Raw genomic sequence first — 12,881 nt, forward strand, 5'->3', positions numbered from 1 at the left:
GTATTCGGGACCTCGAAGCACATTGCATTGCGATAACCGACCGGGGACCGTAGACTGATGTGACCGGGCTGGTGCGGCCACGTAAAGCGAGGAAAATGGATGGGCGCCGGAGCCTTGACCAGGAATGCAGAACCAGCGGATGCCGAGCGCCAGCGATGGTTGACCTTGGCGGAAAAGGCGCTGGCCGGTGCGTCCTTCGAGGAAAAGCTGGTCTCGCACACCGACGACAACATCCGCATCGAGCCGCTCTACGACCGCGCGACCGGAACCGAGCCGATCGTGCGTACCAATCCCCGATCGCCCTGGATCGTCAGCCAGCGCGTCGACGACCCCGATATCGATCGCGCCAAGGCCCAGGCCCTGGAAGACATCGCACAGGGCGCGACCGGACTGTCGCTGGTCTTCGAAGGGGCTCCGAACGCGTTCGGCTATGGCCTGCCGAGGACGGCGCAGGCGCTGGAGACGGTGCTGGACGGCGTGCCCCTGAACCGCGTCCAGATCCGCATCGACACCCATCCCTGGAGCCGCCCGATGGCCGACTGGCTGGTGGCGTTCCTAAGCAAGCGCCGCTCCGATCCGGCAAAGCTCAATTTGTCGTTCGGCATCGACCCGGCGGCAATCCTTGCCGGAACCGGCCGGCTGCGCATGTCGATCGAGGCGCTGCAGGAATCGATGCCGCAATCGCTGGCGCATTTCTTCTCGATGGGTGTTCCCGGCGTGCTGCTCGAGGCGGATGGACGCGTCTTCCACAATGCCGGCGCAACGGAAGCGCAGGAGCTCGGCATCATGCTGGCTTCGGCGGTCTCGTATCTGAGAATGTTCGAGAAGGCGCGGCAGCCGCTCGTCTATGCCGCACCCCATATCGGCTTCGCGCTCAGCGTCGACCAGGACCAGTTTCTCTCGATGGCCAAGGTCCGGGCGCTGCGCAGGCTGTGGGCACGGGTGCAGGAGGCCTGCTCGATCCCCAATTCCACGGCCAACATCCATGCCGAGACATCGTTTCGCATGATGACTGCGCTGGACCCGGAAACCAACATACTGCGCACGACGATCGGCTGCTTCGCCGCGGCCGCGGGCGGCGCCGATTCGATCTCCATCCTGCCACATACGATCGCGCACGGCCTGCCGGCACCTTTTGCCCGCCGCGTCGCGCGCAACACGCAGCTGATCATGGCCAATGAAAGCCATGTCGATCATGTCGCCGATCCTGCCTTTGGTTCCGGCGCGGTCGAAGCCTTGACCACCGATCTCTGCGAGGCAGCGTGGGCGGAGTTGCAGGCAATCGAGGCTGAAGGAGGTGTGCTGTCCAGCCTTCAGGGCGGGCACATCCAGCAGCGCGTCCGTGCTGCCGCCGCACGGCGCGACGCCGCCTTCAAGACAGGCGAGCGGGCCCTGATCGGCACCACGCTCTATCCGCAGCAGGGCGAACGTCCGGTCGAGACGCTGGACGCGCAGCATCGGCCAGCCTTCACCGAAGGCATCGTCCTGTGCGAACCGCTGTTTCCCGTGCGCATCGACCAATCCATCGGGGCCGCTTCTTGATTCCGGATTTCAGTCAGATCGGCTGGACGCCGCCACGGCGGACACCCGTCGAGGTCAAGGGGCAGCGGACGACGCCGGAAGGTCTTGCCGTCAAGCATCTGTACAGTCAGGCCGATCTCAAGGGCCTGCCATTTCTCGATACCTATCCGGGCCTGCCGCCATTCGTGCGGGGCCCTTACCCGACCATGTATGTCCAGCAGCCGTGGACGATCCGGCAATATGCCGGCTTCTCGACGGCTGAGGAGTCCAACGCCTTCTACCGGCGCAATCTTGCCGCTGGCCAGAAAGGCCTGTCGGTCGCTTTCGATCTCGCCACCCATCGCGGCTATGACAGCGACCATCCGCGCGTCGCCGGCGATGTCGGCATGGCGGGCGTCGCCATCGATTCCATGCTCGACATGCGGCAACTCTTCGACGGGATTCCGCTCGGCGAGATGACGGTGTCGATGACGATGAACGGCGCGGTGCTGCCTATCATGGCGCTTTACATCGTCGCGGCGGAAGAACAGGGCGTCGCGCAGAAGGATCTGGCGGGCACCATTCAGAACGACATCCTGAAGGAGTTCATGGTCCGCAACACCTACATCTACCCGCCAAAACCATCGATGCGGATCGTTTCGGACATCTTCTCCTACACGTCGAAGAACATGCCGAAGTTCAATTCGATATCGATCTCCGGCTACCACATGCAGGAAGCGGGTGCGACGGCCGACCTGGAGCTTGCCTATACGATCGCCGACGGCATCGAATATGCCCGTGCCGGTGTCACGGCGGGCCTCGATATCGACCGCTTCGCGCCGCGCCTGTCCTTCTTCTGGGCGATCGGCATGAACTTCTTCATGGAAGTCGCCAAGCTCAGAGCCGCGCGCCTGCTGTGGGCGACCTTGATGAAGAAGAATTTTGCGCCAAAGGACGAGCGCTCGCTGTCGCTGCGCACCCATTGCCAGACGTCCGGCTGGTCGCTGACGGCGCAGGACCCCTACAACAACATCATCCGCACCATGATCGAGGCGATGGCGGCCACGCAGGGCCACACCCAGTCGCTGCACACCAACTCCTTCGACGAGGCGATGGCGCTGCCGACCGACCATTCGGCGCGCATCGCCCGCAACACGCAGTTGATCCTGCAAAAGGAATCCGGCACCACGCGCATCATAGATCCGTGGGGCGGGTCGGCCTACCTCGAACGGCTGACGCATGATCTGGCGGCACGCGCGCTGAGCCATATCGAGGAGGTCGAGGCGCTTGGCGGCATGGCCGCCGCGACCGAACAGGGCATTCCGAAGCTGCGCATCGAGGAAGCGGCGGCGCGCACGCAGGCACGCATCGATTCCGGCGAGCAGATGCTGGTCGGGGTCAATGCGCATCGGCCGGAGAACGACATCGCGGTCGACGTGCTCAAGATCGACAATGCCGAGGTCAGGGCCCGGCAATTGTCGAAGCTGCAGCGGCTGAAAGGCACGCGCGACGTCGCCGCCGTCGAAAGCGCGCTCGACGCGCTGACCCATGCCGCGCAGGGCAATGAAAACCTGCTGGAATTCGCCATCCGCGCCGCGCGCGCCAATGCCACGGTCGGCGAAATCTCGTTTGCCCTGGAGAAAGTCTTCGGCCGGCACATTGCTACGGTGCAGACCATTTCCGGCGTCTATCGCAAGGCGCTTGGCGACAGCCCGGTGGTCGACGGGCTGCAGGACAAGCTCGATGCTTTCGGGAAGAAATTTGGCGGCAAGCCGCGCATCCTGGTGGCCAAGATGGGACAGGACGGGCACGACCGCGGGCAGAAGGTGATCGCCACGGCCTTCGCCGATCTCGGCTTCGACGTCACGGTCGGCCCGATGTTCCAGACACCGGAAGAGATCGCGAAACTGGCGGTCGAGCATGACATCCATATTATCGGCGCCTCATCGCTGGCGGCGGGGCACCTGACGCTGATCCCCGAGTTGCGCGACGCGCTGAAAAAGCTCGGCCGAGGCGACATGCTAATCGTGGCAGGCGGCGTCATCCCGCCCCAGGACTATGACGCGGTGCTGCGGGCTGGCGCTGCCGAGATCTTCCCGCCGGGTACGGTTATTCCGGAAGCGGCGGATCGTCTGATGGATCGGCTGCTGGCGGGGTGAGCGAAACATTGGCCAAGTAGACAAAGCCGACTGGCGTCAGCCATCCGAGAGCTTAGCGATCTCCCATTCCTTGCCGTTGACCACGGCCAAGTCGCCGACCTTCTTGCCGAACAGAGCGACGGCCATCGGCGACACATGGGAAATTGAGCCCTTGGTCGGATCGGCTTCATCCTCGCCGACGATCTTCCAGTGCACCTTCCTGCCGTCATCGCCCTCGAGCGTGACGCCCATGCCGAAGCGAACGAGGTCGCTGCCCGGCTCGGGCACGGACAGTTCAGCGCTCTCGCGCCGGGCGGTCCAGTAGCGCAGGTCGCGCGATACCACCGCTATGCGCTCGCGGTCGCCTTTCCGTTCGGCTTTCGCCAGAATGTCGCGCAAATCGCCCAGATTGTCCTCGATCTGCGCCAAGCCACGCTGCGTCACCAGATTGCGGTGCGTGCTGATCGGTCGCTCTCCGACGCCGGCGATGGCGTTTTCGCTGTCTTCCTCGCGAGTAAAAGCTCTGCTCATCAATTGAATTTAGGCTCCGAGTGGCTGTTCGACAAGCCATTGCCGGCCCCGCGAAAGACAGCCCAGTCGTCTGGCACGATTCCTGCGATGCCGGGGTTGAACACCAGGACCCTGTGCCGATGTTGAACAGACGAACGCTGCTGATGCAGACCGCCGGCTTTGCCGTCATCGGCCTCTCGCTTGGCAAGGCGGCGGCTGCCACCCTTGCCGGCATCGAGAAAGCCTCGATGCGCGGCTCGATCAACGCCACCGAACTCGGCGTGCAGCCCGGCACTTTCGACGACCAGAGCAAAGCCTTTGCCAAGCTGCTGCGCGACGCAAACAGCCGCGATTTGCCGGTTTTCCTGCCAGCCGGCACCTATGTGGTGTCCAATCTTTCGCTGCCCAGCCGCGTGCGTCTTTCGGGCGTGCCTGGGGCAACGCGGATCGTCTACGGCGGCGACGGCCATCTGTTCATGGCCGAACAGGCCGACCACATCGAACTGAGCGGGCTGGTTTTCGATGGTTCGAACCGGTCGATGGGCGATTATGCGCAAGGACTGCTCGATCTGCGCCGGGTCGCGCATCTGGTCGTCGACAATTGCCAGGTAACCGGCAGCGGCAAGAACGGACTTGCGCTGGAACACGCCGCGGGCCGCATCGAACGCTCGGACATATCGGGCGCCGCCGATGCCGGCATCTATTCGGTCGAAGCCGCCGGCCTGTCGATAACTGATAACACCGTCTCCGACTGTGCCAATGGCGGCATCCTCGTACACCGCTGGCAGGCGGCGGAAGACGGCACCATGGTCACCGGCAACCGCGTCGAACGCATCGGCGCGCGCAGCGGCGGAACCGGCCAGAACGGCAACGGCATCAACGCCTTCCGGGCCGGAAATGTCATCATCTCGGGAAATGTCGTCTCCGACTGCGCTTTTTCGGCGATCCGCGCCAACAGTTCCAGCAACCTGCAGGTGTCAGGCAACACCTGCTCGCGCTCGGGCGAAACGGCTGTCTATTCCGAATTCTCCTTCGAGGGCGCCGACATCAGCAACAACATCGTCGACAGCGCGGCCAACGGCATCTCGATCGTCAACTTCAACGAAGGCGGCCGCATGGGTGTCTGCTCGGGCAACATCGTGCGCAATCTGTCGACCAGCGGCCCCTACCCCGCCGACGCGCCCGGGTTCGGCGTCGGCATCGGCGTCGAGGCCGACACCACCGTTTCCAACAACGTCATCGAGAACGCACCGCTCTACGGCATGCAGATCGGCTGGGGGCCGTACCTGCGCAATGTCGTTGCCACCGGCAACATCATCCGCAAGGCTGGAACTGGCATCGTCGTCAGCGTGGTCGAGGGCGCCGGTACGGCCGTCATCTCCGATAACGTCATCGACGGCGCGCTGAAGGGCGCCATCGTTGGCCAGCGTTGGGCCGATCCCGCGACAGGCGACCTGACGTCATCCGACAATACCGGCTATGCCCATCTGACGGTCGAGCGCAATCACGTCAGCTGAAGACCGTCCTCAATCGAGGGCTGCGGTCGGCCTCAGCGCTCCGACTTTGGCGCCGATCCGGCTTTCGATCGGGGCGTTTGCCATTGCGGCCAGCTTCGCCGACAGGGCCTCGTCCGCATGCAGCAGCTTGGCAAGGACGGCAGCAGCCATGGCCTCGCCGGCGCGGCCGGCGCCATCGTCGCATTTGATCGCTATGCCGAGGCCAAGCTCGGGTATCGCGCTACAGTGGACACCTTCGGCGCCGCCTTTTGCAAAAATCCGTCCGGGCGCGGCTTCCATCAAAGCGACATCGGCACGGCCGGTGCCGGCGACAAAGAACGGTTCCGCCATGCAGGCCGAGAGCAGGCGTTTCGCGGCCTTGGCTCGCTCAGGGCCAAAGCCATTCGTCGTGGCCATGCGGGCAAAGCCGAGCGCGAAACTCTTGAGCGGCACGGCATAGGTCGGGATCGAACAGCCATCGGTCGCCCGCTCGTCCGCGCCGTGCACAGCGCCGGTCACTGCCTGCATGGCGTCGCGCACCATCTCCTGCAGAGCGTGTCCCGCCTTGACGTAGCCGCCATGCTCGATGCCGGAGTGCACGCAGGTGCAGAGAAAGCCGGAGTGCTTGCCGGAGCAGTTGTTGTGCAGCGCGTTGGGCGAGCCGCCGGCCCGGGCGAGCGCAATCTCCGCGTCGTGGTTCGAGGGCCAATGCGCACCGCATTCGAGCGCTGAGCCATCCAGCCCGGCCCTGGCCAACATCGAACGTGCCAACTCGACATGAGCCGGCTCGCCCGAATGGGACGCACAGGCGAGTGCCAGCTCGCGGTCACCGAAGCCGTAGGCATCGGCAGCACCCGTTTCGACCAGCGGCAAGGCCTGGATCGCCTTGACCGCCGAGCGTGGAAACACCGGTTTCGAGGTGTCGCCCATCTCCAGCAACGGCTTGCCGTCGGCATCGAAGACCGCGACGGCCCCGCGATGCACGCTCTCGACGATGGCGCCGCGCAAGACTTCGATCAGAACCGGATTTGTCATGCCACCTCCCGTAGATGCGGGCGGTTTACCTGATCCGGTCGAGAATAGAAACGTAGTTGGCGACCGCCGCACCGCCCATGTTGAAGATGCCGCCGAGCTTTGCGCCGGGCACCTGGATGCCGCCGGCCTCACCGACAAGCTGCATGGCGGTCAGCACGTGCATGGAGACACCGGTGGCGCCGATCGGGTGGCCCTTGGCCTTCAATCCACCGGAGGGGTTGACCGGCAGGCGGCCGTCCTTGGCCGTGGTGCCGTCCAGCGCCAGCTTCGCGCCCTCGCCCGGCCTGGCGAGGCCCATCGCTTCATACTCGATCAGTTCGGCAATGGTGAAGCAGTCATGCGTCTCGACGAAAGAGAGATCGTCGAGCGTCACGCCGGCACTCTTCAGTGCCCGGGTCCAGGCCTGCTCGCAGCCCTCGAAGGTCAGGATGTCGCGCTTCGACATCGGCAGGAAATCCTGGACATGCTCATTGGCGCGGAAGACAACCGCCCGGCGCATTTTCAGAGCCGTCGCCGTGTCGGCAAGGATCAGGGCGGCGGCGCCGTCCGAAACCAGCGAACAGTCGGTACGCTTGAGCGGACCGGCGACAAAGGGGTTCTTCTCACTTTCCTGCCGGCAGAACTCGTAACCGAAATCCTTGCGCATCTGCGCATAGGGATTGTCGACGCCGTTCTTGTGGTTCTTGGCGGCGATCATCGCCAGCGCATCCGACTGGTCACCATAGCGCTGGAAATAGGCTTGCGCGATCTTGCCGAAGACGCCGGCGAAGCCGGCCGGCGTCTCGCCGTCCTCCGGCAGATAGGAAGCCTTCAACAGCTTCTTGCCGATTTCGGGACCGGGCGTCGTCGTCATCTGTTCGGCGCCGACCACCAGCACGATACGGGCGGCATTGGCATCGATGGCGCGGATGCCTTGCCTCACCGCCGCCGACCCGGTGGCGCAGGCATTCTCGACACGTGTCGCCGGCTTGAAGCGCAGCCGGTCATCAGCCTGAAGCACCAGGCTGGCGGTGAAATCCTGCGCGGAAAAGCCGGCATTGAAGTGGCCGAGAACAATCTCGTCGACTTCGTCCGGGCCGATACCGGCATGGTCGAGTGCGTCGGTCGCCACCTTGACGATCAGGTTCTCGAGCGTCTCACCTTCGAGCTTGCCAAAGCGCGAATGCGCCCATCCGACGATGCATGCGGTCATGGCGGTCTCCATCGTTAGCGCCAGCCTGGCACTGGCTTACGGCTCATGTCGCCTTTATTGTTCAAATATAAACATTCCTGCCTCGGCAGTGAAGGCCCGGAAGCAGACAATCGCTTGGTACAGGTTGCGCAAGCGTCGATTTTTTGTTGATTGACGCGTCAATAAAAAATAATCTGCCCCGCAAAAGCCGGGAACAGCATGCCGAAAATCGGAATGGAGCCACTGCGCCGCAAGGCGCTCATCGACGCGACGATCTCTGCGATCGGCGAGCGCGGTTCGCTCGACGTGACCATGTCCGAGATCGCCGGGCGGGCTGGCGTATCCTCGGCGCTTGCCCATCACTATTTCGGCGCCAAGGACGAATTGCTGCTGGCGACGATGCGGCACATACTGGCCGAACTGACCATCGACATGCGGCGTGCGCTTCAATCCGCCGCTTCCCCGCGTCAACGCGTTTCGGCGGTGGTGGCCGTCAACTTCTCCGACATCCAGTTCCAGCCGCAAACCATCGCCGCATGGCTCGCCTTCTACGTCGAGGCACAGAAGTCGTCCGCGCTGCGCCGCCTGCTCAGGGTCTATGCGCGGCGGCTGCACTCGAACCTGATGAGCGGGCTCATCGGCATCCTGCCCAGGGCCGAGGCCGACCGCGCCGCCGAGGCGACCGCGGCGATGATCGACGGGCTCTATATCAGGCGGGCGTTGAAGGACGGCGTGCCCGACGCGGCGACCGCGATCGCGCTCGTCGAAGACTATCTCGAAACCAAACTCGGCGAGCGGCGGAAGCAGTGACGGCGAAGCGACCCAATTTCCTGATCGTCATGGTCGATCAGCTCAATGGAACCTTGTTCCCGGACGGGCCGGCGGACTTCCTGCATGTGCCGCATCTCAGGGCGCTCGCTGCCCGCTCGGCACGCTTTGCCAACAACTACACCGCCTCGCCGCTCTGCGCGCCGGGCCGTGCCTCGTTCATGAGCGGTCAGTTGCCGTCGCGCACCGGGGTCTATGACAATGCGGCCGAATTCGCCTCGTCGATCCCGACCTTCGCCCACCATCTGCGCGCCGCCGGCTATTACACTTGCCTCTCTGGCAAGATGCATTTCGTCGGGCCGGACCAGATGCATGGGTTCGAGGAGCGCTTGACCACCGACATCTATCCGGCCGACTTCGGCTGGACGCCGGACTACCGCAAACCCGGCGAACGCATCGAATGGTGGTACCACAATCTGGGTTCGGTCACCGGCGCCGGCGTCGCCGAGACCACCAACCAGATGGAATATGACGATGAGGTCGTGTTCCTGGCCACGCAGAAGCTCTATCAGCTTTCGCGCGAACAGGACGATGCGAACCATCGGCCCTGGTGCCTCACCGTTTCGCTGTCGCACCCTCACGACCCCTATGTCGCGCGCAAGCAGTATTGGGATCTCTACGAGCACTGCCAGGCGCTCGACCCGGAAACGGGTTTTATCGCGCAGGACGAACAGGACACGCATTCACAGCGGCTATACCTCGCCAGCGATTATCCGTCGTTCGAGATCACGCCCGAGCAGGTAGGTCGCTCGCGGCGCGGTTATTTCGCCAACATCTCCTATGTCGACGACAAGCTCGGAGAGGTTCTGGACGTCCTCAAGCGCACGCGTATGCTCGACGACACCATCATCCTGTTCTGCTCGGACCATGGCGACATGCTTGGCGAGCGCGGCCTGTGGTTCAAGATGAGCTTCTTCGAGGGCTCGGCGCGGGTGCCGCTGATGATCGCCGGCAAGGGCGTGCCGGCCGGGCTGATCGAGGCGCCGGTCTCCAATCTCGACGTGACGCCGACGCTCTGTGACCTCGCCGGCATCGACATCGATGCAATCGCGCCGTGGACCGACGGCCAGTCGCTGCTGCCGCTCACCAAAGGTGGGCAACGCAGCGCCCCTGTGTTGATCGAATATGCCGCCGAAGGCTCCTACGCACCGCTGGTGGCGATCCGCGACGGCAGATACAAGTTCATCCACTGCGAGCTCGACCCGCCGCAGCTGTTCGATCTCGAAGCCGATCCGCTGGAGCGGGTCAATCTGGCCAACGATCCGGCCAAGGCGGCGTTGGTGTCGGTCTTCATGGACAAGGTCCGGGCGCGCTGGGACATGGCCAAATTCGATGCCGCCGTGCGCGAGAGCCAGGCGCGGCGTTGGGTGGTCTATCCGGCGCTGCGCAACGGCGCCTATTACCCCTGGGATTTCCAGCCGCTGCAGAAGGCATCCGAGCGCTACATGCGCAACCACATGAACCTCGACAATCTCGAGGAAAGCAAAAGGTATCCGCGAGGCGAATGATGACAAGTCCTGTCCCCTCCCTCGACCATCTCAAGCAGGCCTATGCGGTCACATCCAGGGCGACGCAGATCACGCCGCTGCTGGAATCGGCAGCCCTTGCCCGCGAGACCGGTGCGGCCCGTGTCTTCATCAAACCGGAATCGCTGCAATGGGCGGGCTCGTTCAAGATACGCGGCGCTTATTGGCGGCTGAAGCGGCTTTCCGCCGAGGAGGCGAAGAAGGGCGTCGTTGCCTATTCCTCCGGCAATTTCGCGCAAGGGCTGGCGGCCGCCGGCCAGGCGCTCGGCATTCCGGTCACCATCGTCATGCCGATCGATGCGCCGGCCGCCAAGCGCGATGCTACGGCCGGCTACGGCGCACGCGTCGTGCTGACCGATCATGGCGAGCGCGCGCGTGAAGAGGTTGCCGCCGCCAAGGCGCGCGAGATCGCCGAGACGGAAGGCCTGGCACTGCTGCATCCGTTCGACGATCCGGAGATCGTCGCCGGCCAGGCGGGCGCCGGCCTCGAGGCGCTCGACCAGCTCTCGGCCAAGGACGCCAGCGCCGACCTGTTGTTCTGCTCGGTCGGCGGCGGCGGACTGATCGGCGGCGTGTCGCTCGCATTCCATTATCTGTCGCCGGCAACCGAGATCATTGGCGTCGAGCCCGAAGGTTTCAATGGCATGGGTTCATCGCTGGCGCATGGCAGCATCGAGACCATGCCGATCGCCCCGAAGTCGATCTGCGACGGATTGATGTCGCGGCGGCCGGGCGACGCGCCCTTCGCGGCGGTCAAGACCGCCGGCGTGCGAGGTATCACGGTCGACGATCAATCGGTGCGGCGCGCCATGCGAATCGCCTTCGAGCGGATGAAGCTGGTGCTCGAACCGTCGGGCGCTGCGTCGCTGGCGGCGTTGCTCGGCGGCAAGGTGGATGTGCGGGGCAAGACCGTGCTCGTGGTGGCAACTGGCGGCAACGTCTCGCTCGCCGATTTTATGGCGCATATGAACCATGCTTGAAGCGGATTTCGTCATCATCGGCTCCGGCTCGGCCGGCTCGGCCATGGCCTACAGGCTGTCGGAGGACGGCAAGCATTCTGTGATCGTCATCGAGTTCGGCGGCTCGGATATCGGCCCGCTGATCCAGATGCCGTCGGCGCTGTCGATCCCGCTCAACATGAGCCTCTACGACTGGGGCTTTGCCAGCGAGCCGGAGCCGCATCTGGGTGGCCGCGTGCTGGCGACGCCGCGCGGCAAGGTGATCGGCGGTTCATCCTCGATCAACGGCATGGTCTATGTGCGCGGCCACGCCCGTGACTTCGACCATTGGGCCGAACAGGGGGCGGCCGGCTGGGGCTTCGCCGACGTCCTTCCCTACTTCAAGCGCATGGAGGATTCGGACGGCGGCGAGGATGGCTGGCGCGGCCGCGGCGGGCCGCTGCACGTGCAGCGCGGCTCACGGCGCAATCCACTTTATGGCGCCTTCGTCGACGCGGGCCGCCAGGCCGGGTTCGAACTGACCGACGATTACAACGGATCGAAGCAGGAAGGCTTCGGACCGATGGAGCAGACCATCCAGGGCGGCCGCCGCTGGTCGGCGGCATCAGCCTATCTGAGGCCGGCGCTCAGGCGCAAAAACGTGAGTGTGGTCAAGGGCTTTGCCCGCCGGGTGATCATCGAGAATCAACGCGCCATCGGCGTCGAGATCGAAGCTCACAAACAGATTCAGGTCGTTAAGGCGCGACGCGAGGTGATCGTCGCCGCCTCGTCGATCAATTCGCCCAAGATCCTGATGCTGTCCGGCATCGGCCCGGCCGAGCATTTGCGCGAAAACGGCATTGCCGTGCTCGCCGACAGGCCCGGCGTCGGCCGCAATCTGCAGGATCACATGGAGCTCTACATCCAGCAGGAATCGACCAAGCCGATCACGCTCAATTCGGTGCTGAACCCGTTCTCGAAGGCGCTCATCGGCGCGCAATGGCTGTTCTTCAAGTCGGGCCTCGGCGCCACCAACCATTTCGAGGCAGCCGCCTTCGTACGCTCGCGCGCCGGCATCGACTATCCCGATATCCAGTACCACTTCATCCCGGCGGCGGTTCGCTATGACGGCAAGGCGGCGGCCAAGTCGCATGGTTTCCAGGCGCATGTCGGGCCGATGCGCTCGAAGTCGCGCGGCTCGGTGACGCTGCGGTCGCCGGATCCGAAATCGAAGCCGGTGATCCGCTTCAACTACATGTCGCATCCGGACGACTGGGTGGAGTTCCGCCACTGCATCCGGCTGACCCGCGAAATCTTCGGCCAGACGGCATTCGATGCCTATCGCGGCCAGGAAATCTCGCCGGGCAGCCATGTGCAGTCGGACGACGATCTCGATGTCTTCATCAGGGATCACGCCGAAAGCGCCTACCATCCCTGCGGCACCTGCAAGATGGGGCGCGCCGACGATGCGATGAGCGTCGTCGATCCGGAGTGCCGGGTGATCGGCGTCGAAGGATTGCGGGTCGCGGACTCCTCGATCTTCCCGCGCGTCACCAACGGCAATCTCAATGCACCGTCGATCATGACCGGCGAAAAGGCTTCCGACCACATACTGGGCCGCACGCCACTGGCGCCGTCCAACCAGGAACCATGGATCAATCCGCGCTGGCAGGCGTCGGACAGATAGAGCATGATCCGGCGAACGTCCGGCCCAGGCGAATAGAATTTGGAGACTTCCC

The 12,881-nt window shown here is 64.3% G+C and carries 10 protein-coding genes; 7 read left to right on the top strand and 3 right to left on the bottom strand.

Features of this window, described 5'->3' with window-relative positions:
- The first annotated feature begins 99 nt into the window (after window positions 1-99).
- Both X743_RS162525 and scpA read left to right on the top strand, forming a co-directional pair.
- Complete coding sequence (locus tag X743_RS162525; RefSeq protein ID WP_023764399.1) at window positions 100-1,542, top strand: methylmalonyl-CoA mutase subunit beta; 1,443 nt, start codon at window positions 100-102, stop codon at window positions 1,540-1,542.
- Window positions 1,539-3,659, top strand: a complete 2,121-nt coding sequence (gene scpA / locus X743_RS162520) for a methylmalonyl-CoA mutase (protein ID WP_023764400.1) — start codon at window positions 1,539-1,541, stop codon at window positions 3,657-3,659. Before X743_RS162525 ends, scpA begins: the two co-directional genes overlap by 4 nt.
- Window positions 3,660-3,695: 36 nt before the next feature.
- Here the strand turns inward: scpA and greA are convergent, their stop codons facing one another.
- Window positions 3,696-4,169 (bottom strand): transcription elongation factor GreA, encoded by a 474-nt coding sequence (gene greA / locus X743_RS162515; protein WP_023764401.1) that lies wholly within the window; start codon window positions 4,167-4,169, stop codon window positions 3,696-3,698.
- A 119-nt stretch (window positions 4,170-4,288) separates the two neighbouring features.
- On the opposite strand from greA, the gene X743_RS162510 reads away from it, so the two are divergent.
- Window positions 4,289-5,665 carry a TIGR03808 family TAT-translocated repetitive protein gene (locus X743_RS162510; protein ID WP_023764402.1) on the top strand — a complete coding sequence of 459 codons (1,377 nt, stop codon included), beginning with the start codon at window positions 4,289-4,291 and terminating at the stop codon, window positions 5,663-5,665.
- A 9-nt stretch (window positions 5,666-5,674) separates the two neighbouring features.
- Here X743_RS162510 and X743_RS162505 read toward each other — a convergent pair whose 3' ends face one another.
- Both X743_RS162505 and X743_RS162500 read right to left on the bottom strand, forming a co-directional pair.
- Complete coding sequence (locus X743_RS162505; RefSeq protein WP_023764403.1) at window positions 5,675-6,679, bottom strand: asparaginase; 1,005 nt, start codon at window positions 6,677-6,679, stop codon at window positions 5,675-5,677.
- 25 nt (window positions 6,680-6,704) lie between these two features.
- Window positions 6,705-7,871, bottom strand: a complete 1,167-nt coding sequence (locus X743_RS162500; RefSeq protein ID WP_023764404.1) for an acetyl-CoA acetyltransferase — start codon at window positions 7,869-7,871, stop codon at window positions 6,705-6,707.
- A gap of 198 nt (window positions 7,872-8,069) precedes the next feature.
- On the opposite strand from X743_RS162500, the gene betI reads away from it, so the two are divergent.
- From betI to betA, 4 genes are read left to right on the top strand one after another with little or no spacing between them, the layout of a single operon-like run.
- Window positions 8,070-8,660: a transcriptional regulator BetI gene (gene betI / locus X743_RS162495; protein ID WP_023764405.1), complete on the top strand. Its 591-nt coding sequence runs from the start codon at window positions 8,070-8,072 to the stop codon at window positions 8,658-8,660.
- On the top strand, window positions 8,657-10,186 hold the full coding sequence (gene betC / locus X743_RS162490; protein WP_023764406.1) for a choline-sulfatase: 1,530 nt from the start codon (window positions 8,657-8,659) through the stop codon (window positions 10,184-10,186). Before betI ends, betC begins: the two co-directional genes overlap by 4 nt.
- A complete protein-coding gene (locus X743_RS162485; protein ID WP_023764407.1) occupies window positions 10,183-11,184 on the top strand; it encodes a threonine/serine dehydratase in 1,002 nt (333 codons plus the stop codon). The genes betC and X743_RS162485 overlap by 4 nt, the downstream gene beginning before the upstream one ends.
- The gene (gene betA / locus X743_RS162480) at window positions 11,177-12,829 is read left to right on the top strand and encodes a choline dehydrogenase (protein ID WP_023764408.1); all 1,653 of its coding nucleotides are present in this window, start codon (window positions 11,177-11,179) and stop codon (window positions 12,827-12,829) included. The genes X743_RS162485 and betA overlap by 8 nt, the downstream gene beginning before the upstream one ends.
- Window positions 12,830-12,881 lie beyond the last annotated feature (52 nt).

It is taken from the genome of Mesorhizobium sp. LNHC232B00, from assembly GCF_000502435.1.
Taxonomy (GTDB): domain Bacteria; phylum Pseudomonadota; class Alphaproteobacteria; order Rhizobiales; family Rhizobiaceae; genus Mesorhizobium; species Mesorhizobium opportunistum.

Coding starts and splice junctions, on each gene's coding strand:
- betA (WP_023764408.1), top strand. CDS start 11,177: ATGCTTGAAGCGGATTTCGTCATCATCGGCTCCGGCTCGGCCGGCTCG.
- X743_RS162485 (WP_023764407.1), top strand. CDS start 10,183: ATGATGACAAGTCCTGTCCCCTCCCTCGACCATCTCAAGCAGGCCTAT.
- X743_RS162505 (WP_023764403.1), bottom strand. CDS start 6,679: ATGACAAATCCGGTTCTGATCGAAGTCTTGCGCGGCGCCATCGTCGAG.
- X743_RS162500 (WP_023764404.1), bottom strand. CDS start 7,871: ATGACCGCATGCATCGTCGGATGGGCGCATTCGCGCTTTGGCAAGCTC.
- betI (WP_023764405.1), top strand. CDS start 8,070: ATGCCGAAAATCGGAATGGAGCCACTGCGCCGCAAGGCGCTCATCGAC.
- greA (WP_023764401.1), bottom strand. CDS start 4,169: ATGAGCAGAGCTTTTACTCGCGAGGAAGACAGCGAAAACGCCATCGCC.
- X743_RS162510 (WP_023764402.1), top strand. CDS start 4,289: ATGTTGAACAGACGAACGCTGCTGATGCAGACCGCCGGCTTTGCCGTC.
- X743_RS162525 (WP_023764399.1), top strand. CDS start 100: ATGGGCGCCGGAGCCTTGACCAGGAATGCAGAACCAGCGGATGCCGAG.